The organism is Methylorubrum sp. Q1, from assembly GCF_004683995.1.
In the GTDB taxonomy this organism is placed as follows: domain Bacteria; phylum Pseudomonadota; class Alphaproteobacteria; order Rhizobiales; family Beijerinckiaceae; genus Methylobacterium.
Map to the genome: position 1 here is coordinate 45,951 of NZ_SRHQ01000028.1, position 18,658 is coordinate 64,608.

The window sequence follows — 18,658 nt, forward strand, 5'->3', positions numbered from 1 at the left end:
ACACGGTGCCATTCCGCGAAAACCGCGGACGGCCCTGGGAGGGAGAAGCGGCCTGCAACCGATCTAGTGCATCGGACGGAAAGTTGCGCGTTGGCTTCACGCAAAAAATGCCGGCGCTGATGGGGGCAGGCCGGCATTCGTCACCGATTTCGCCGAGCCGGCCCGGCCAAGACGTCAGGACGTCGACGACAACCGGAAGGCACGCGTCCGCTCCGGACGGTGCCAGGCGGAGGGTTGGTCTTCCGCCCCGGTCCCCAGCGGACACTGCACGATGACGCTGTCACTCCAGCGCCCGTACTTGTAGCCGATCGCCGGAAGGTAGCCGACGCGCGCGAACCCGCAGGCCTCGTGCAGGCGCAGGGAGGCCTCGTTGCTCGCGTCGATGTAGCCGATCATCTGCCGGTAGCCCCCCGCGGCGCAGGCCTCGATCAGCGCCGGCAGAAGCCGGCGCCCGATGCCCGCATGCAGGTGGTCCGGGTGAACGTAGATCGAGTGCTTGAGGGCGTAGCGGTAGGCCGGGCGCTTGCGGAACGGCACGGCGTAGGCGTAGCCGGCGATCTGCCCGCCCCGCTCGGCGACGAGGTGGGGCAGGCGCTTGCTGCGCATGGTCTTGCGCCGCCGCCGCAGCTCGTCGGGCAGCAGGCGTTCCTCCTCGAAGTCGCCGGTATCGCCGACGCCTTTGCGGATGTGGCGCTCATAGATCGCGATCATCGCCGACACGTCGGCATCCGACGAGGGCCGGATCACCACCTCCGCGTGAGTTGGAATCGCCGCCGCGCCCTCCGCCATCAGGCGCCCTCGCGCAGGACGTAGGTGTGGAAGCGGATGCGCCCGTCCGGGTCGCTCTCGCGGTAGACGCCCTGGATCTCGGCCTCGAAGCCGGGGAACAGGTTGGCGGCCGCCTCGAACATCTTGAAATAGTCGAGCATCGGCTTGGCCCGCGCGTCGAGGCGCTCGCCGGGCAGCACGGTGCCGATGCCGGGCGGATAGACCAGCATCAGGGTCGTGGCGATGCGCCCCTCGGCCTCCGCGATCGGCACGTAATCGACCCGGTTGCGGGTGAGCATCTGCGCGGCGGCCTTGGGCGCCATCACCATCTCCGGCAGGTGCTCGGGCATGAACTGCTTGCGCTGGAGCGCCGAGGTGCCCGACTCGCGATGGAAGGCGTGGTAATCGGCGCAGAGGTCGCGCAGGCGCACGCCGCGGTAGCGCTTGGGCCGGCGTGCGACGAATTCCGGCATCGCCTCTTCGAGCGGCACGTTGTCGTCGTGCAGCCGCTTGAAGGCGACGAGGCCGGAGATGAGCGTGCCCGCCTTCGACGATTCGACGCCCGGCGTCAGCAGGAAGAGCAGCGAGTTGAGGTCGTTCTTCTCCGGCACGATCCGGTTCTCGCGCAGGTATTGCGCGACGATCGGCGCCGGCACGCCGTGCTCGGTATAGGCCCCCGTCTTCCGGTCGAAGCCGGGGGTGAGCACGGTGAGCTTGTTGGGGTCGGTGATGGCAAAGCCCGGCGCGACATGGGTGAAGCCGTGCCACGCGGCGCCCGGCGTCAGCTCCCAGTAGCGAGCGTCGGCGGCCAGAGCGTCGGTCGGCACGGACTCCCACGGGATCTCCGTGCCGTCGGGCCCCTTCACCACGTCGGGCACGAAGGGGTCGAAGAACCAGCGCCGCTTCGGGTCGGCCTCGCGCTCCTCGAACTCCTTGCGGATGGCGCGGGCCTTCTTGCGCCACTCGATGCCGAGGCGGATCGTGTCGTCCCACAGCACGACGCCGGAGCGGCCCTTCATCATCTGCGCGCCGACATCGAGCGAGGCGAAGATCGGGTAGAACGGCGAGGTCGAGGCGTGGACGAGGAAGCTCTCGTTCAGGCGCTTGTGCTCGACCCGCCGGGTCTGGCCGCGGATATGCCCGTCGCGGGTGTGGATCTGGGAGGCCTGGGAGAAGCTGGCGAGCTGCTTGTGGGTCGATTGCGTGGCGATGATGCCCGGCGACGTCTCGTCGAGCCCGGTCAGGCCCATGGCGAAGCGGCGCTGGTAGAGCGGGTGGAACTTCATGAAGCCCGCCCAGGCCTCGTCGAACAGGATGTAGTCGCACAGATGGCCGATGCGCTCGACGATCGCCTGCGCGTCGTAGATCGTGCCGTCATAGGTGCATTGCTCGATCACGGCGCAGCGGAACGGGCGCTCACGGCGCCACGCTTCCTTGTCCTTCACGAGCGGGTTGTCGCGGATTTTTTCGCGGATGCGCCCCTCGTCGAGCGCCTCGTGATAGATCGGCCCGATCAAACCGTAAGCATTGCGGTCCGTCTCGAGGAAGATCGGGATGCCGCCGGCCAGCAGCAGCGCGCCGTGATGGGCGGCCTTGTGGTTGTTGCGGTCGAACAGGACGAGGTCGTCCTCGGCCACCAGCGAGCCCAGCACCACCTTGTTGGAGGCCGAGGTGCCGTTGAGGACGAAATAGGTCTTCTCCGCGCCGAAGATCTTCGCGGCTTCCTTCTGCGCCTTGAGCGCGGGCCCCTCGTGGGTCAGCAGGTCACCGAGATCGAGCACCGAGTTGTCGAGGTCATCGCGAAAGATCGCCTCGCCGAGATGCTCCACGAAGATGCGGCCGATGGGCGAGCGGTTGTAGAAGATGCCGCCGTTATGGCCGGGGCAGGTCCAGAGCTGGTTGCCCTCCTCGGCGTAATCGACGAGCGCGCCGAAGAACGGCGTCTTCAGCGTGTCGGCATACTGCGTCACGCGGGAGACGAGGCCGCGGGCGATGAATTCGGGCGTCTCCTCGGCGAGGAAGATGTAGCCGTCGATGAAGTCGAGCAGCTCGACGGGGATGTCCTCCAGCCGCTTGCGGCGGACCATGATGACGATCGGCATCTCCAGGCCGCGCTTGCGCATCATGTCGATGAGCGCGGCCGCCTTGCCCTCGAGTCCGCGCTTGCCCCAATCCACCACGAGGCAGCCGACGGCCGAATCGGTCTGCACCGCGATCGAGGCATCCTCGACGCGCCGCGCCCGCACCACCTCGAAGCCGCGCTTCTCCACCGCCGCGACGATCTGATCGACGCGCGCGCCCTCCAGATCATCCGGATCGAAGGCGGGCGTGCACATCAGCACGGTGAAACGGCGGTGAAAATCCATGGAACGCGGCTCTTCTCACGAACGGAACCCCAGCCTTTCCGGCCCATCCGCGACGATTCGATGACATGATGGCGATGGGCGCCGTCACCGCAGCGTGAGGGGAAAGCTGAGTTCGGTGAAACCTTCGAGGGTCAGCAGCCCGGCGGGCGGCGGCGGAAAGGGGGCGGCTGCCTCCACGGCGCGGGCCGCGCGCTCGCCGAGCACCGCCGGCCCGTCTTCAAGCACGATCCCGCCGAGCGCGCCATCGGCCTCGATCCGCACCCGAACCGTGACCTGCCCGCCCCGGCCCGGCGCCGCGGCGCGATCCGCCATCCCGATGCGGTTGACGATTCCGGCCACCCAGGCCCTGGCCCGCGCATCGACCCGCGGCGCGGCGGAGGCCGGCGCGAGCGGCGCGCTCAGCATCAGCGCCGCAAGGAGAAGGGGCCGAACGGAAAGCGGGAGCAAGGACAGCGACTCCGTGAACAAGAAGGGCGCCGCGTGGCGCCGTCTTCGGGGGGATACCCGCCCTGGCTCGATGCGGTGGCGCGAAGCCCGGCCGTCCCGGACCGTAACGCCACCCGTGACGCGAAGTACCGCCAAATGACGGTACCGCCGCGACATTTTGGATCACGCCGGCATGGGTTCGACATGGCCGCAAGGCCGATGGGGCTGACGCGTCGCGCCTGGGCAGCGGACGCCGACGACGGCGTCGCTGGGCGGCTCAGATCGTCGCGGCGGCGCCCCGGCGCAGGTGCTCGTCGAGACGCGGCATGATCTCGACGAAGTTGCAGGGGCGGTGACGATAGTCGAGCTGGCTCGCGAGGATGCCGTCCCAGGCGTCCTTGCAGGCGCCGGGCGAGCCCGGCAGCACGAAGATGTAGGTCGCCCCCGCCACGCCCGCGGTCGCCCGCGACTGAAGGGTCGAGGTACCGATCTTGTCGTAGGAGATGCGGTGGAACACCGCCGAGAAGCCGTCCATCCGCTTCTCGAACAGCGGTTCGATCGCCTCCGGGGTCACGTCGCGGCCGGTGAAGCCGGTGCCGCCGGTCGTCAGGATCACGTCGATGCTGGGATCGTGAATCCAGCCCTCGACCTTCTCGCGAATCGGCACGATCTCGTCCGGCACGATGTCCCGCTCGGCAAGCCGATGCCCCGCCCCCGTGATCCGGGCGGCCAGGGTGTCGCCGGACCGGTCGTCGGCCAGCACACGGGTGTCGGACACCGTCAGCACGGCGATGGCGAGGGGGATGAAGGCGCGGGGCGTCGGCTCGCTGGTCATACGGTCGATGTTGTCCCGTGGCTGCGGCGGGTCAACCGTCGCCTGACGTCGCGGGGGAGCCATGCACATCTCGGCAGGGCGACGCGTTGAGGCGCTGGGCTGCTCCGTGCTACGCGCGGGGCGATTTCGCGAAATCGCGACACGTCCGAGGCACTGAAAACGATGATCCCCCGCTACTCCCGTCCCGAGATGACCGCGATCTGGTCGCCGGAGCGCCGGTTCCGGATCTGGTTCGAGATCGAGGCCCACGCCACCACGGCTCTGGCCAAGATCGGCGTCGTGCCGAAGGAGGCCGCCGAGAAGGTCTGGGAGAAGGGCCGCGATGCAAGCTTCGACGTCGCGCGCATCGACGCGATCGAGGCGGTGACGAAGCATGACGTCATCGCCTTCCTCACGCATCTGGCCGAGATCGTCGGGCCGGAGGCGCGCTTCGTCCACCAGGGCATGACCTCGTCCGACGTGCTCGACACCTGCCTCAACGTGCAGCTCACCCAGGCGGCCGACATCCTGATCAAGGATCTCGACGCGCTGCTGGCCGCGCTGAAGCGGCGCGCCTTCGAGCACAAGCTCACCCCCACCATCGGCCGCTCGCACGGCATCCATGCCGAGCCCGTCACCTTCGGCCTCAAGCTCGCCCAGGCCTATGCCGAGTTCGCGAGAGCGAAGGACCGGCTTATCGCCGCACGCAAAGAGGTCGCGACCTGCGCGATCTCGGGGGCGGTCGGCACCTTCGCCAATATCGACCCGCGGGTGGAGGAATACGTCGCCGAGCAGATGGGCCTCGCACCGGAGCCGGTCTCGACCCAGGTGATCCCGCGCGACCGCCACGCCATGTTCTTCGCCGTGCTCGGCGTGATCGCCAGCTCCATGGAGCGGTTGGCCACGGAAGTGCGCCACCTGCAGCGCACGGAAGTGCTGGAGGCGGAAGAGTTCTTCTCCGAGGGGCAGAAGGGCTCCTCGGCGATGCCGCACAAGCGCAATCCGGTTCTCACCGAGAACATCACCGGGCTCGCCCGCATGGTGCGCGGCTACGTGACCCCGGCGCTGGAGAACGTCGCGCTCTGGCACGAGCGGGACATCTCGCATTCCTCGGTCGAGCGCATGATCGGCCCGGACGCGACGGTGACCCTCGATTTCGCGCTCGCCCGGCTCACCGGCGTGATCGACAAGCTGCTGATCTACCCCGAGCAGATGCAGAAGAACCTCGACCGGCTCGGCGGCCTCGTCCACTCGCAGCGGGTGCTGCTGGCGCTGACACAGGGCGGCGTCTCGCGGGAGGACGCCTACCGGCTGGTCCAACGCAACGCGATGCCGGTCTGGCGCGGCGAGGGCGATTTCCTCACCCTGCTGAAGGCCGATCCTGAGGTGACCGCCGTGCTGAAGCCGGAACAGATCGAAGAGTGCTTCGACCTCGGCTACCACCTCAAGCACGTCGACACGATTTTTTCGCGCGTGTTCGGGGAAGCCTGATCGATCCTGCACGGAACCTGCTTCGCGCTCGCCGACGACGAACGATCGAGTATTGCCATGAGCCGCACCGCCTACCTGAACGGCGAATTCCTGCCCCTGGACGAAGCCCGCGTGCCGGTGATGGACCGCGGCTTCCTGTTCGCCGACGGGATCTACGAGGTCGCCGCCGTGCTGCACGGCCGCCTCGTTGACAATGCCGGGCATCTCGCCCGGCTCGACCGCTCGCTCGCCGAGATCGGCATCCGCAATCCTCATACGGCCGAGGAATGGGAGCGGCTGGAGACGGACCTCGTCGCGAAGAACGGCGTGCGCGAGGGCCTCGTCTATATCCAGGTGACGCGGGGCGCGGCCGAGCGCGACTTCTCGTTTCCGAAGGGGGACGTGGCCCCGACCGTGGTGATGTTCACGCAGGAGAAATCCATCGTGAACAACCCGATGGCCGAGACCGGCGCGCGGGCGATCACCGTGCCGGACCTGCGCTGGAAGCGGCGGGACATCAAGTCCGTGGCGCTTCTCGCCCAGGTTCTCGCCAAGCAGCAGGCCTCGGAGGCCGGCGTCGCCGAGGCCTTCATGATCGAGGACGGAGTCGTGACGGAGGGCTCGTCCTCCACCGTCTTCATCGTCACAAAGGGCGGCGCCCTGGTGACGCGTCCGCTCTCCCATGCGGTCCTGCCCGGCATCACCCGCAAGGCGGTGCTGGCGCTGGCGGAAGAGACCGGCCTCAGCTTCGAGGAGCGACTCATCAACGCCCGGGAGCTGCCGGAGGCGGCGGAAGCCTTCTACACCTCGGCCTCGGCCTTCGTGATGCCGGTGGTGGAAATCGACGGCAAACCCCTCGGCGACGGGCGGCCCGGCCCGGTGGCGCGACGCCTGCGCGCGTTGTACTTCGCCTTCGCCGAGCAATCCGAGTCTTAAACCGGGCTCAGCCTGACAGGAACGCGAAGGCGCGCGCACCCGTTGGTTCCCAAAGGACCACTGAGGACGCAATGACCCTATCCAAGAATGTGGTACGCGCTGCTGCCCTGTTCGCTGCCCTCGCGAGCGGCGCGGCCTTCGCCCAGGACCCGTCGGTGCCGCAGCGCGGGCAGGACAGCGACCCGAAGCTGCCTGCCCCCCAGGATCAGGTGCCCGAAAAGGTCAGACCCGAAAGCGGCAATTCCGGCGCCACGCTGAGCGAGAAGCTCGAGAAATCCGACGGCGTGATCAAGCCGCCCGCCGGCGTCGATCCCGAGATCAAAACGATCGCGCCCGAGCCGACGCCGAACTCCACCCCCGTGATCAAGCCGCCGGGCAACGCCAAATAACGCACGACGACACATCAGCCATGCGGAGCGGTCCCCAGCGGTAACGGGCCGCTTCGCTTGACCTGCCTGCCCAGATCGCCGAAGACGCGCCCGGTATGCCCGATCCCCGACCTGATGGCCGGGGTTTTCGCGCGTGGCGCAACCGCTTGGCGCCCGCGCCCGCGAGTTCGAGACAGGTCAGACGCGCATGGCGAACGTCGTCGTCGTAGGCGCCCAGTGGGGCGACGAGGGCAAGGGCAAGATCGTCGATTGGCTCTCGGAGCAGGCCGACGTCGTCGTCCGCTTCCAGGGCGGTCACAATGCCGGCCACACGCTCGTGGTCGGCGAGGCTGTCTACAAGCTCTCCCTGCTGCCCTCCGGGGTGGTCCGCCCGAATACGCTCGGCGTGATCGGCAACGGCGTGGTGCTCGACCCCTATGCGCTCGCTTCCGAGATCGACCGGCTCGCCGGCCAGGGCGTGAGGGTGACGCGCGAGAACCTTCGCGTGGCCGACAACGCCACACTGATCCTCTCGCTCCACCGCGAACTCGACGCCCTGCGCGAGGACGGAGCGCCCGGCACCAAGATCGGCACGACCAAGCGCGGCATCGGCCCGGCCTACGAGGACAAGGTCGGCCGCCGGGCGATCCGCTTGATGGACCTGGCCGAGCCCGAGACCCTGCCGCCGAAGATCGAGCGGCTGCTCGCCCACCACAACGCCCTGCGCCGCGGCTTCGGCCTCGAGGAAATCTCCGAGCAGACGATCCTCGATGAGCTGACGGGGATCGCCGAGCGGGTGCTGCCGTATCAGGACACCGTCTGGCGCCTGCTCGACGAGGCGCGCCGGGGCGGCAAGCGCATCCTGTTCGAGGGCGCGCAGGGCGCGCTCCTCGACGTCGATCACGGCACCTACCCGTTCGTCACCTCCTCCAACACGGTGGCGGGACAGGCGGCGACCGGCTCGGGCCTCGGTCCGCGCGCCATCGGCTACGTTCTCGGCATCGCCAAAGCCTACACCACCCGCGTCGGCGAGGGCCCGTTCCCGACCGAGCTGCACGACGAAATCGGCCAGCGTATCGGCGAGCGCGGCCACGAATTCGGCACCGTCACCGGCCGCAAGCGCCGCTGCGGCTGGTTCGACGCCTGCCTCGTGCGCCAGACCGTCAAGACCTCAGGCATCGACGGCATCGCGCTGACCAAGCTCGACGTGCTCGACGGCTTCGACGAGATCCGGGTCTGCACCGCCTACGACATCGACGGGCAGCGCTTCGACCATCTCCCCGCGAGCCAGGCGGCGCAGCAGCGTGCCGTTCCGGTCTACGAGACGATCCCCGGCTGGAGCGGCACCACCGCGGGCGCCCGCTCCTGGGCCGACCTGCCGGCGCAGGCGATCAAGTATGTGCGCCGGATCGAGGAGCTGATCGGCGCGCCGGTGGCGCTGCTCTCCACCTCGCCGGAGCGCGACGACACCATCCTCATGCACAACCCCTTCGAGGATTAAAGTCCCGGAACGACGGGGAGAGACAGGCAGATCCGGGCACGATGGCCGACTATTATCCGTTGCTGGCACGCGCGCTCGACGCTCTGCCCGACCGTTCCCCGGCCCTGCGCCGGGCGGTCTACGACCGTGCGCGCAGTGCGCTGATCGCGCAGCTCCGCTCGCTCGACCCGCCGGTGCCGGAAGCGGACATCGACCTCGAACGCAAAGCGCTCGACACGGCGATCGGCCGCCTCGAGGCGGAATACGAGGCGCCGCCCGCTGCGCCGATGCCGGCCGAGGAGCCTGCGGCAACCGCACCGGAGCCGCCCCCTCCCCCGCCGCCTGAACCGGCCCGGCCCGAGCCGCTCTCGCCCGGCCCCCTGCCGCCGACGCTGCCGGAACCGGAGCCGCCGCAGAATTCCGACGAGCCGCTGGTTCTGCCGCCGGCCTCGGTTCCGGCCGGGATCGGATCGGATATCGGGCCCGCCGAGCCGAAGCCGCCGGCCGAAACGGTGCCCTTCATGCCGCCGCCCCGCCGGTCGAGAACCGACGAGGCCGCAAAGCCTGAGCCGGCGAACGAGGACGGTTTCATTCCGGCAGTAGCCGGGCCCGAGCCGGCCGCCGTCGCGTCCGAGGCCGAGGCGAGTGCCGGTCCGGCCTCGCCCGAGACGAACGGTGCCGGCGAGGCGGGCAACGGCCGTCAGCGGCCGCGCATCGACGTGGTGACGCCGCCCGAGGGGCGTCCGCGCCTGCTGCGCAACCTGTTCGTCGGCGGCGTGCTCGCGGCGGTGATCGCGCTGATCGCGGTGGCGGCATTCTTCCTGCGCGACCAACCCTCCGATCTCCAGCAGAACGCGGCCGAGCAGGAGACGCCGGCCGAGCAGCCGGACGCGAAGTTCTCGGATCGGGTCGGAGCCGAGCGCAACGAGGCCGAGGCCCGGCCGAAGCCTGCCGCTCCCGGCACCGCTCCGGCCCAGCCGGAGGTGACGGTCTCGCAGCGGGCGATTCTCTACGAGGAGAACCAGAGCGACGCGCGCGCGCAGCCGATCGCCACCAACGGCCACACGGTCTGGCGGCTGGAAGCGGTGAACGGCGAACAGGGCGAGCCCTTGCAGACGGCGCTCCGCGTCAACGTGGAATTCCCGGAAGCGGGGCTGACGCTGGCAATGACCATGCGCAAGAATCTGGACGCGACGCTGCCCGCGTCTCATACCGTCGAACTCGCCTTCACCAACAACGCGGATGCTGGCGCCAAGCGCGCGGTGCAGAATATCGGCCTGCTCCAACTCAAGGACGAGGAAGCCTCCCGCGGCTCCCCGGTCTCGGGCCTGCCGGTGCGGGTGCGCGAGAACCTGTTCCTGATCGGCCTGTCGTCGCTGAAGAGCGACGTGGACCGCAACACCGAGCTGTTGCTGCACAAGAACTGGTTCGATCTGGCCCTGACCTACGCGAACGGCCAGCGGGCGGTCATCAGCTTCGAAAAGGGCGCGGCCGGCACCCAGGCCCTGCAGGGCGCCTTCGCGCAGTGGCGCGACTGAGCCGCCGCCGGAAGAGGTGGCATGGGTAACAGCAAGCGTCGCGTTGGTGCTTGATGAAGCGCGCGGGCGCATGCTCGCTGTGGTTTTCCACGCATGAGCAGCGCCATACCGCCAACATGGTTCTGACGCGAATCGATCGCCCGTTTCCGCTGCGGCAACGGGATCTGCGGCGCGCCGCACGGTCCGGCCGCAGAAGGTGCAGGTTGCGGTGGCTCGCAAGCTGTCAGCGATGCTGCACATGATCCGGATGGACAGCACTCGCCTGACCCGTCGCCCACCCCGCTCTCACGAGGGAGACGCCCTGCCGGGATGCAAGTTGGAGCCGACCCCGTAGCGACCGTCGCGGACGAACTCGGACATGCGGGGTTTTGACAGCGGAGAGACGTCGGCTACGAACACTCATGTCGAGGCGGATAACCGACCTCCGAACAAATCTTGTATCCGACGATGAGTACGACGCCATGACTGACAACCCGTCAGATCGGCTGCTCAGCCAGCGCTATCGCAATCGGATGATGGAAGAGCTGTTTTGTCTTGCGGATTGGGAGGACACCTTGTCTCTCTTGGGGATCGATGAATATCTCCAGATCCTTTTCGATTGGGTGCCTGATTACCCGACATTCCCTCCGAACGAGGTAATTACAGAAAAAGAGAAGATCGCCTTATCCAAGACACTTGATCTACTAAACGAAGCAATTTCGGATAAATCCGCAAGAGCGGACATGGACAGTTTTATAAGAAGCGGATGGCCCCAGCGAATTGCCTCGACAGCACAAACAGCACTTTTTTTATTTGAATCTCGCGGCAGGTTTTCGGAAAAACTGGAGGAAATCGAACCGAGCGGCCACGAATACTCATAGCACACGAGCGCTGAATGCGGCCTGACCATCGAGCGGGCTGTTAACGAATGGTCGCTCGCAGGCCGCAACGGCGTCGTGACTGACGAAAAAAAGCCCGGCCCACCATGGGCCGGGCTTTTTCGGTCTCGGATCGAACCGGGCGGGCAACACCCTCGCAGCCTTACGAAATCCGCGCCTCGGTCCGGGGCAATTCGCGGGTCGCGAGGTTGCGCTTGACCGCCTCCTGCACCTTCTCGAAGGCGCGCACCTCGATCTGACGGACACGCTCGCGCGAGACGCCGAACTCGCCCGAGAGATCTTCCAGGGTGATCGGGTCGTCGGCCAGCCGCCGCGCCTCGAAGATGCGCCGCTCGCGCGGGTTCAGCACGCCGAGCGCGTCGCGCAGGGCCGAGAGACGGTTGCGCCCCTCTTCCTCGCGGGCGAGCACGGTCTCTTGGCTCGGGCTGTTGTCCACCAGCCAATCCTGCCACTCGCCCTCGCCCTCCTCGCGCAAGGGCGCGTTGAGCGAGGTGTCGCCGGACAGGCGGCGGTTCATGTCGATCACGTCCTGCGCGGGCACGCCGAGCGAGGTGGCGATGTGCTGGACCTGATCGGGGCGCAGGTCGCCTTCGTCGAGTGCCGAAATGCGGCTCTTCGCCTTGCGCAGGTTGAAGAACAGCTTCTTCTGGTTGGCGGTGGTGCCCATCTTCACGAGCGACCACGAGCGCAGGATGTATTCCTGGATCGCCGCCTTGATCCACCACATCGCGTAGGTGGCCAGCCGGAAGCCCTTGTCCGGATCGAAGCGCTTGACGGCCTGCATCAAGCCGACATTGCCCTCGGACACCACTTCGCTGATCGGCAGGCCATAGCCGCGATAGCCCATGGCGATCTTGGCCACGAGACGTAGGTGCGACGTCACGAGGCGGTGGGCGGCTTCGCGGTCACCGTCGTCCCGCCAGCTTTTGGCAAGAGTAAACTCTTCCGCCGGCTCCAGCATCGGGAACTTGCGGATCTCATCGAGGTAGCGCGAAAGGCCTCCCTCATTGGCGAGCACGGGCAGAGCGCCGGCCATGTGCACCTCCTTCAACAGCCCCCCTGTCGGGCGGGCTCCAAGCGAATGGCCGCTCTCTTGAGCCGACCACGCCGCTCCCCATCTTAATGGAAATCCGTCATGCCCGGTAGCGACCAACGCTGTTCACGCAGGGTCCAACGCGCGAACCGGAGTCCGGGTTTAACGTGTCATGGGCGCACAGGGGTCGCTGTGCCGAAACGCACCTTTCTTAGCCCCCTCTCGATGCTTCGCGTGAACAGGCTCGGCCTGCTTGGATAAGGCGCCTCACGCCCCGCGCAGGCGAAACGCCTGAACATCCGCGCCGAGACACGCATCGAGGAAGCGCAGGACGTCTTCTCGCGGTTGCGGGCGGCCGAGATGGTAGCCCTGCATGAAGGGGCAGCCCATGGTCTGAAGCGTGGCAAGATCGTCCGCCGTCTCGATGCCCTCGGCCACGACTTCGAGACCGAGTGCCCGGCCGAGACCGAGCACCGCCTGGACGAGGCCGCGCTTGTCCTCGGCTTCGGTCAAACCGGTCACGAGACTGCGGTCGATCTTGACCCTGTCGGCCCGCAACTGGCGCACCGAGGCCAGGGACGAGTAGCCGGTCCCGAAATCATCGAGCGCCATCCGGATGCCGGCCCGCGACAGCGCCAGCAGCTTGCCCTGCACCGCCTCGATGTCGAGCGCCGTCTCCTCGGTGATCTCGATTTCCAGGGCCGTCGCCGGCAGGCCGAGGACTCGGAGCCGCCCGAGCACGATCTCATCGACCGCGATCTGCGCCATCTCCCGTGGCGAGACGTTCATCGCCACCGAGAGGTCGTGAAGCCCCCGCGCTCGCAGCGCGCACAGCATCGCGCAGACCTGCTCCAGGATGAAGCGCAGCAGCGATTCCGTCAGACCCGCCATGGCGGCGGCGGAGATCAGGTCGGCGGGCGGCACCCAGCCATGCACCGGGTGGTGCCAGCGCACCAGCGCCTCCAGGTTGGTCACGCGGTGACCGTCCGGTCCGAAGATCGGCTGGAACCACACGTCCAACTCTCCCTCGGCCAGGGCCTGCGAGAGATCGCGCTCGCAGTCGCGCCGCATCTCCAGGCGCGTGCTGAGCCCATCGTCGAATAGGCGGAAGTGATTGCGGCCCGAATGCTTGGCGGCATAGAGCGCCTCGTCGGCGCAACTCAGCAGATGTGTCAGGCTGTCCGCCGGACGGTGGCAGATGCCGATGCTCATGCCCAGCCGGCCCGTGTCGAAGCTTTCGAACGGTTCGGCCACGGTCCGGATCAGGCGTTCCGCGAGGACGGCCGGGCTCTCGGTCACCCGATGACTGTCGTAGACGAGGGCGAACTCGTCTCCTCCGAGACGGGCGGCGTCGCAATCCACCGGCACGGCGACCTGGATGCGCCGGGCGACCTCGGTCAGAACGCGGTCCCCGGTGGAGTGGCCGTAGACGTCGTTGACGGACTTGAAGCCGTCGAGGTCGAGCAGCATCAGGCAGACCGGCGCCCCCGCCGCCAGCCGCTCCTCCGCCCGCTGGACGAAGCCCGCGCGGTTCAAGAGGCCGGTCAGCCCGTCATGCGTCGCGCGCTCGCGCATTTCCTCCGCCAGCGCGCTCGCGCTCGCATGGGCGGCCTTGCGCGCCTCGGCGAGCGCGGTCGCCTCGTTCTTCAAGCGGCTGGTCTCCCGGAATCCCCGCTCGGTCGCGATCGAGCTGCGGATCAGGGCGGCCAGGTACAACATCACGGTGGCCGCGAGGCAGGTCCGGTCGAAACCGCCGACGGCGAGCAGGCACCCCGCGACCGAGAGGAGCGGCGGCATGATGAATGAGATCGGGATCCGCGCGTAGGCGATGCCGTGGGTCACCGCACCGGCCGTGATCCCGCAGGTGACGGTAAGATAGAACAGCGTCTGCGCCGAGGTGTAGCCGTCGCACAGCATCGGCAGGAAGGCCCAGACCGAGCCGGAGAGGAGCGCGGCAAGGCATGCCAGCCACAGGTGCCGGTCGATCGAGCGGACCGCGGCCTCTTCGGAAATCGGAGCCCGGCCGGGAGACATCGCCAGCCCCGCACAGGGCGCGCGGCACAACCCGAAGCGCAACCCGTTGACGGCGGTGGAGGCGGAAAACCAGAGGGCACCGATGGCACCGTGCCCCGAATGCAGGGCGACCAGGAAGCCGGCCAGACCGAGAAGCGCGTTGACGGGCAGGGCCTGCTGCACGCTGGCGCGCACCGCCTCGAGCTGATCGCGGCGGATCAGCCTGTCGAGATGCGGCTCGGTGCTCGAACGTGAGCGCATGAGGACGAGTCCGGGTCGGACGCTTCGGAGATGAAGCACACTGCCTTTACGCGCAAAGACGTAACAGATGGTTGAGAAGAGCTTCATCATCCGGCGGCACGTCGAGATGACGCGCCGGTGACGCCATGACAGACCTAACCTTACGTTCGTCTGGAATGATCCTTCGACAAGAGTCAGAGCGATACCGAGATGACCGGGGCAGCCGCGCTCTAATGCCTGGCGTCCCGCCACGCTGGAAACTGCGGTGATCGGTCGGCATCCCGGCTGGACCGGCGCGGGTGAAGTGTCGCTCACAGAACGCCCGCTGCGCGGCCCCATTCGGCGGCCAGAGGTTCGGTGATCGGGCGTCTTGCGTGGCACCCTCGGGCGCGAGGAAGTTCCGGTCGCGCGATGCCACCTTCGGTCGCGTTCCAACCGCGATCCGGGACTCTACTTATCCGGGTATCCGGTGGCCCGAGCGCCGCATTCATCCCATTCACAGAGGACGTCATGCGCGTTTTCCATTCGGTCGGTCAGGTGTTCGGCAACGGCCTTCGCTCCGGCGTCGGCGGTTTGAGCGCCGCGCTCGATGGGTTGACGCTCCTCGTCGGGCGCGCCTCGGACCGCTTCGACGCGCATTGGGCGCAACGAACGCCACAGCTCCGGTCGCTCCGCCGACATGACGGCCCGCGGCCGCTCGATCTACCCTTCCTCCACCTGTAAACCGCAGTCCGGTGCTCGACCCACCGGAGCCGCCCGTCACCCCTTCTTGCGCAAGGGGCGCACGAAACAGCCCGCGCGCGGCACGAAGCCGGTGGCGCCGCAGAATTCCGGCAGGCCGGTCTCCTCCGTGACGGCAAGAAGCTGGATCGTGCCACAGCCCGCCATCCGCGCGGCTTGCGAGGCGGCCTTCAGCAACTGGCGGCCGACGCCGCGGCGGCGCCCGTCCGGAGCGACCAGCAGCATTGTGATCTGCGCCACCGGCGAGGCCTGCTCGAGCACCGGATACCAGTGCAGCACCACGATCCCGCTCGGCGGCCCCCATTCGAGGGCGAGCAGCGTCGTGCCGTGGCCATACCGGAGCACCTCGAGCTGCTCGGCCAGGACATGCGAGGGCACGGGATGGCCCGAGGCGCTCAACAGCTCCGCAAGCCCCGGTGCATCGGCCGGCAGCGCCGAGCGGATCTCCAGCCCGTATCGGCTTCCCAACAGCTCCTCCGCCCGATGTCATTTCCAACCTGCGCCACGGCACCCGAGCAACCTGCGCTGCTCCATGGACCCGATGGCGCGGGTGTTTCACGGCGGCGGGCCGAGAGGCAAGGCGATGTGGTTTTCCGGGTCCGCGCAGGTTGCCGCAGAGGTGGTTCGGGGCGCCTCACCCTGCCGGGGGCCCGGCGCCCTGAGGGTCGCGGGTCGTCTCAGCCGAGGGTGGCCAGCAGCCGCGAAAAATCCTCCGGCAGCGGGCTCTCGAAGCGCAAGCGCTCTCCGGAGCGTGGATGGAGAAATCCGAGTTCGGCCGCGTGCAAGGCCTGCCGCCCGAGGGCGTCCAGGGCGGCACGAGCGGGCTCGCTGAGCCGAGCCGCCTTGGTCTTGAAGGCGCCACCATAGACCGCGTCTCCCAGGAGCGGATGGCCGCGATGGCTCAAATGCACCCGGATCTGGTGGGTGCGCCCGGTTTCCAGGTGGCAGCGCAGCAAGGCCGTGACGCCACTCTCCCCGTGCACGTCCTCGACTCGGTAGTGGGTGATCGCCTCCCGCCCCTCGCCCTCGCGGACCACGGCGATCTTCTCGCGATTGTGGCGCGAGCGCGCGAGGTTCGCCCGGATCGTGCCGGCCCGCGGTTCCGGCACGTTCCAGACCAGAGCGAGATAGGCCCGCTCCAGGGCGCCGCTGCGGCCATGGTCGGCGAACTGGGCCGAAAGGCCCTGATGGGCAAGGTCGTTCTTAGCGACGACGAGCAGGCCACTCGTGTCCTTGTCGAGGCGGTGGACGATGCCGGGCCGGCGCACGCCGCCGATACCGGACAGGCTCGCCCCGCAATGCGCGATCAGCCGATTGACGAGGGTGCCGTCCTCGTGCCCCGCCGCCGGGTGCACGACGAGCCCTGCCGGCTTGTCGATGACGATGAGATCTTCGTCCTCATGGACGACGGCGAGCGGCAAGGCCTCGCCGAGCGGTTCGGCGGGAAGCGGCGCCGGGACGCTGAGATCGATCCGGCTGCCGGCCCCGACCTTGCGCGCGGGATCGCGCACCACGATCCCGTCGCAGCGCACGAGGCCCTCGCGCACCAATCCCTGGAGCCGGGCACGGGAAAGGTCGTCGAAGACGCGGGCAAGGACGCGGTCGAGCCGCTCGGGAACGGTTCCCTCGTCGAGCACGAGGCTACGCGCCTCGTCCGCGCCGGGGACCATGGAAAGCACCGTGGAGGACACCGTGAGGATTCTCGTCATTTCGCCCCGGAAAGCGCTTGCGGGGTCCGGGATGCCTCGCTATACGAACCCCCGTCGGCCCGGAAGCTCCCATCGTCTAGCGGTCTAGGACGTCGCCCTCTCACGGCGAAAACAGGGGTTCGATTCCCCTTGGGAGCGCCACCGGCTTTCCGTATCGTTGCTGTAATGTACTGCGACGAGCGACGAAAATACCTTCTCCTCCAAAAAATAGTGCGATGGTCTTCCGGTCGAGCCGGGTAACCATAAGATCGGCTTTTTGTTCGAGGAAGCGCTGCGCCTGGGCGAACATTCTTAGCATCTGAAGCGCGTCGCGATGGGAGTTGACCCGGGAGCAGCTCAGCCTCGCCCCAAGTCCGACCTGTCGCGGGCCGCGCTACGACATGCGGTGCCACCTGATCCCATCGCACGCGGAAAAGCGCCCCCTGTTACGGGGCGCTGGTCACAAGACCAATGCCATGTCATGTGCAGGCCGGTGACCCATCATCCCGAACCTCTTCCACCTGTGCCGCTCGCGAGCCTGGGTTGGCGCGCCTTCTTCGAGGAGCAGCGTGAACCGCACGAGACGGATCTCGCGCCCATGCGGATCGCAACGGTTCATCGCTCACGCCTGACCGCCCTGTCGGAGACGGGATCGGTCCAGCTGGAACTTCCCGTTCATACCAACACCGGCGATTTCGCTGTGGGCGATTGGGTGCTGGTTCATCCCCAGACCCGGATGCTCCACCGCCGCCTGAACCGGCGGACGGTCCTGGAGCGACGCGTCGAAGGCAGCAGAGCCCTGCAGCCCGCCGCAGCCAATGTCGATACGCTGTTCATCGTCACCTCCTGCAATGCCGATTTCAATCAGGCCCGGTTGGAGCGCTATCTGGCGCTGGCCAATCAGGGCGGCACGAATCCGGTGATCTTGCTCACCAAAGCCGACATGACGGCCGATATGGGCGCCTATCGCGACCAAGCCGCCGCGCTGCAGCGCGGGCTCGATGTCGTCAGCGTCAATCCTCGCCTTCCGGGGGCTGCAAGCACCCTGGCCGCGTGGTGCGGAGTGGGACAGACCGTGGCGCTGGTCGGCTCCTCCGGTGTCGGCAAATCGACGCTGGTGAATACGCTCGCCGGTCCGGGGCAGGCGCTTCCCCAGGAGACCGGAGGCATTCGCGAGCACGACGCCAAGGGCCGTCACACCACGACGTCGCGTTCACTGCACGCCATTGCGGGGGGCGGCTGGGTGATCGACACGCCGGGCATGCGAACGCTGCACGTCAGCGGCGCTGCAGAAGGGATCGCAACCCTGTTCGCCGAGATCACCGAACTCGCGCCCTCGTGCCGGTTCCGCGACTGTACGCACGCGCACGAACCCGGCTGCGCCGTGCAGGACGCCGTCGCCGACGGCAGGCTCAATCCTGAGCGGCTGATCCGTTGGCGAAAGCTTCTCACCGAAAACCGCGACAACACGCCAACCCCCACGGGACCGCGCGGCCGGCGAGGTGCCGGGGGGTAGAACCTCTGCCGAAGCCAAAGCCAACGAGATCGCCGCACTTCCCGCGATTACTCATCAGGATCGAAGGGTCGGTCTCGATGGCTCTCGGAGCCTGCGAGGCGAAGCGCCCGCGGTCGAGCCGTTCGCATCCAACGCTCGCGAAGACGCTTTCGGCCCTAGCGCCGTCGGACCCCGAGCCGGCGTTCGCTGGGGTCGGCCCGCTGGGCAGGCTGAGCACGTCTGGTCCGCGATCCTGAGCCGTGATCTCCGGATGCGAAGCCCCCTCCCCTGCCAGCGGTGGCGTGGTGCCGAGCGATCCACTCGCGTTCGGCGGAGACGATCGCGCTGACGTCTCGCTATGTCTGTGAGAAGCTTCCGCCGTGGTTGTGGCGTGCACGACGGAC

Annotated in this window: 16 protein-coding genes and 1 tRNA gene; 9 read left to right on the top strand and 8 right to left on the bottom strand. The window is 68.0% G+C overall.

Annotated features, from left to right (window positions below; translation table 11 throughout):
- Positions 1-174: 174 nt before the first annotated feature.
- The 4 genes from E4V01_RS21730 to moaB form a co-directional block, all read right to left on the bottom strand.
- On the bottom strand, positions 175-789 hold the full coding sequence (locus E4V01_RS21730) for a GNAT family N-acetyltransferase (protein WP_060768710.1): 615 nt from the start codon (positions 787-789) through the stop codon (positions 175-177).
- Positions 789-3,134 (bottom strand): Orn/Lys/Arg decarboxylase N-terminal domain-containing protein, encoded by a 2,346-nt coding sequence (locus E4V01_RS21735; RefSeq protein WP_135299785.1) that lies wholly within the window; start codon positions 3,132-3,134, stop codon positions 789-791. The genes E4V01_RS21730 and E4V01_RS21735 overlap by 1 nt, the downstream gene beginning before the upstream one ends.
- A gap of 84 nt (positions 3,135-3,218) precedes the next feature.
- Positions 3,219-3,581, bottom strand: a complete 363-nt coding sequence (locus E4V01_RS21740) for a TonB family protein (RefSeq protein ID WP_135299786.1) — start codon at positions 3,579-3,581, stop codon at positions 3,219-3,221.
- 256 nt (positions 3,582-3,837) lie between these two features.
- Positions 3,838-4,395 (bottom strand): molybdenum cofactor biosynthesis protein B, encoded by a 558-nt coding sequence (gene moaB, locus E4V01_RS21745; RefSeq protein ID WP_135299787.1) that lies wholly within the window; start codon positions 4,393-4,395, stop codon positions 3,838-3,840.
- A gap of 162 nt (positions 4,396-4,557) precedes the next feature.
- Here moaB and purB point away from each other — a divergent pair, with 162 nt between their 5' ends.
- The 6 genes from purB to E4V01_RS21775 all read left to right on the top strand — a co-directional run bounded on the left by purB (position 4,558) and on the right by E4V01_RS21775 (position 11,026).
- Positions 4,558-5,865 carry an adenylosuccinate lyase gene (purB, locus tag E4V01_RS21750; RefSeq protein ID WP_135299788.1) on the top strand — a complete coding sequence of 436 codons (1,308 nt, stop codon included), beginning with the start codon at positions 4,558-4,560 and terminating at the stop codon, positions 5,863-5,865.
- A 57-nt stretch (positions 5,866-5,922) separates the two neighbouring features.
- Positions 5,923-6,780 carry a D-amino-acid transaminase gene (locus E4V01_RS21755; protein WP_135299789.1) on the top strand — a complete coding sequence of 286 codons (858 nt, stop codon included), beginning with the start codon at positions 5,923-5,925 and terminating at the stop codon, positions 6,778-6,780.
- A gap of 71 nt (positions 6,781-6,851) precedes the next feature.
- On the top strand, positions 6,852-7,169 hold the full coding sequence (locus E4V01_RS21760; protein ID WP_135299790.1) for a hypothetical protein: 318 nt from the start codon (positions 6,852-6,854) through the stop codon (positions 7,167-7,169).
- A 187-nt stretch (positions 7,170-7,356) separates the two neighbouring features.
- On the top strand, positions 7,357-8,649 hold the full coding sequence (locus E4V01_RS21765) for an adenylosuccinate synthase (RefSeq protein ID WP_060768716.1): 1,293 nt from the start codon (positions 7,357-7,359) through the stop codon (positions 8,647-8,649).
- Between the two features lie 41 nt (positions 8,650-8,690).
- A complete protein-coding gene (locus E4V01_RS21770; protein ID WP_135299791.1) occupies positions 8,691-10,166 on the top strand; it encodes a histidine kinase in 1,476 nt (491 codons plus the stop codon).
- Positions 10,167-10,627: 461 nt separating this feature from the next.
- Positions 10,628-11,026 carry a hypothetical protein gene (locus E4V01_RS21775; RefSeq protein ID WP_135299792.1) on the top strand — a complete coding sequence of 133 codons (399 nt, stop codon included), beginning with the start codon at positions 10,628-10,630 and terminating at the stop codon, positions 11,024-11,026.
- Between the two features lie 160 nt (positions 11,027-11,186).
- Here E4V01_RS21775 and rpoH read toward each other — a convergent pair whose 3' ends face one another.
- Both rpoH and E4V01_RS21785 read right to left on the bottom strand, forming a co-directional pair.
- Positions 11,187-12,080, bottom strand: a complete 894-nt coding sequence (rpoH, locus tag E4V01_RS21780) for an RNA polymerase sigma factor RpoH (RefSeq protein ID WP_060768718.1) — start codon at positions 12,078-12,080, stop codon at positions 11,187-11,189.
- A 264-nt stretch (positions 12,081-12,344) separates the two neighbouring features.
- Entirely contained in the window at positions 12,345-14,351 is a 2,007-nt protein-coding gene (locus E4V01_RS21785) for a bifunctional diguanylate cyclase/phosphodiesterase (RefSeq protein WP_135299793.1), read from the bottom strand.
- Positions 14,352-14,840: 489 nt separating this feature from the next.
- Between E4V01_RS21785 and E4V01_RS21795 the strand changes: the two genes are divergently transcribed.
- Positions 14,841-15,053 carry a hypothetical protein gene (locus tag E4V01_RS21795; protein WP_245517637.1) on the top strand — a complete coding sequence of 71 codons (213 nt, stop codon included), beginning with the start codon at positions 14,841-14,843 and terminating at the stop codon, positions 15,051-15,053.
- A 36-nt stretch (positions 15,054-15,089) separates the two neighbouring features.
- On the opposite strand, the gene E4V01_RS21800 is transcribed toward E4V01_RS21795, so the two are convergent.
- Both E4V01_RS21800 and E4V01_RS21805 read right to left on the bottom strand, forming a co-directional pair.
- Positions 15,090-15,539: a GNAT family N-acetyltransferase gene (locus E4V01_RS21800; protein ID WP_135299794.1), complete on the bottom strand. Its 450-nt coding sequence runs from the start codon at positions 15,537-15,539 to the stop codon at positions 15,090-15,092.
- Between the two features lie 209 nt (positions 15,540-15,748).
- On the bottom strand, positions 15,749-16,741 hold the full coding sequence (locus E4V01_RS21805) for an RluA family pseudouridine synthase (protein WP_193763269.1): 993 nt from the start codon (positions 16,739-16,741) through the stop codon (positions 15,749-15,751).
- A gap of 104 nt (positions 16,742-16,845) precedes the next feature.
- Here E4V01_RS21805 and E4V01_RS21810 point away from each other — a divergent pair.
- Both E4V01_RS21810 and rsgA read left to right on the top strand, forming a co-directional pair.
- A tRNA-Glu gene (locus E4V01_RS21810) sits at positions 16,846-16,921 on the top strand.
- Between the two features lie 319 nt (positions 16,922-17,240).
- Positions 17,241-18,275, top strand: a complete 1,035-nt coding sequence (gene rsgA / locus E4V01_RS21815; protein WP_135299796.1) for a ribosome small subunit-dependent GTPase A — start codon at positions 17,241-17,243, stop codon at positions 18,273-18,275.
- Positions 18,276-18,658: the final 383 nt, after the last annotated feature.

What these genes read in the sequence shown, in the direction of transcription:
- E4V01_RS21795 (WP_245517637.1), top strand. Translation starts at nt 14,841, where the DNA reads ATGCGCGTTTTCCATTCGGTCGGTCAGGTGTTCGGCAACGGCCTTCGC.
- rpoH (WP_060768718.1), bottom strand. Translation starts at nt 12,080, where the DNA reads ATGGCCGGCGCTCTGCCCGTGCTCGCCAATGAGGGAGGCCTTTCGCGC.
- E4V01_RS21760 (WP_135299790.1), top strand. Translation starts at nt 6,852, where the DNA reads ATGACCCTATCCAAGAATGTGGTACGCGCTGCTGCCCTGTTCGCTGCC.
- E4V01_RS21735 (WP_135299785.1), bottom strand. Translation starts at nt 3,134, where the DNA reads ATGGATTTTCACCGCCGTTTCACCGTGCTGATGTGCACGCCCGCCTTC.
- rsgA (WP_135299796.1), top strand. Translation starts at nt 17,241, where the DNA reads ATGTGCAGGCCGGTGACCCATCATCCCGAACCTCTTCCACCTGTGCCG.
- E4V01_RS21765 (WP_060768716.1), top strand. Translation starts at nt 7,357, where the DNA reads ATGGCGAACGTCGTCGTCGTAGGCGCCCAGTGGGGCGACGAGGGCAAG.
- E4V01_RS21755 (WP_135299789.1), top strand. Translation starts at nt 5,923, where the DNA reads ATGAGCCGCACCGCCTACCTGAACGGCGAATTCCTGCCCCTGGACGAA.
- E4V01_RS21730 (WP_060768710.1), bottom strand. Translation starts at nt 789, where the DNA reads ATGGCGGAGGGCGCGGCGGCGATTCCAACTCACGCGGAGGTGGTGATC.
- E4V01_RS21785 (WP_135299793.1), bottom strand. Translation starts at nt 14,351, where the DNA reads ATGCGCTCACGTTCGAGCACCGAGCCGCATCTCGACAGGCTGATCCGC.
- moaB (WP_135299787.1), bottom strand. Translation starts at nt 4,395, where the DNA reads ATGACCAGCGAGCCGACGCCCCGCGCCTTCATCCCCCTCGCCATCGCC.
- purB (WP_135299788.1), top strand. Translation starts at nt 4,558, where the DNA reads ATGATCCCCCGCTACTCCCGTCCCGAGATGACCGCGATCTGGTCGCCG.
- E4V01_RS21775 (WP_135299792.1), top strand. Translation starts at nt 10,628, where the DNA reads ATGACTGACAACCCGTCAGATCGGCTGCTCAGCCAGCGCTATCGCAAT.
- E4V01_RS21770 (WP_135299791.1), top strand. Translation starts at nt 8,691, where the DNA reads ATGGCCGACTATTATCCGTTGCTGGCACGCGCGCTCGACGCTCTGCCC.
- E4V01_RS21805 (WP_193763269.1), bottom strand. Translation starts at nt 16,741, where the DNA reads ATGGTCCCCGGCGCGGACGAGGCGCGTAGCCTCGTGCTCGACGAGGGA.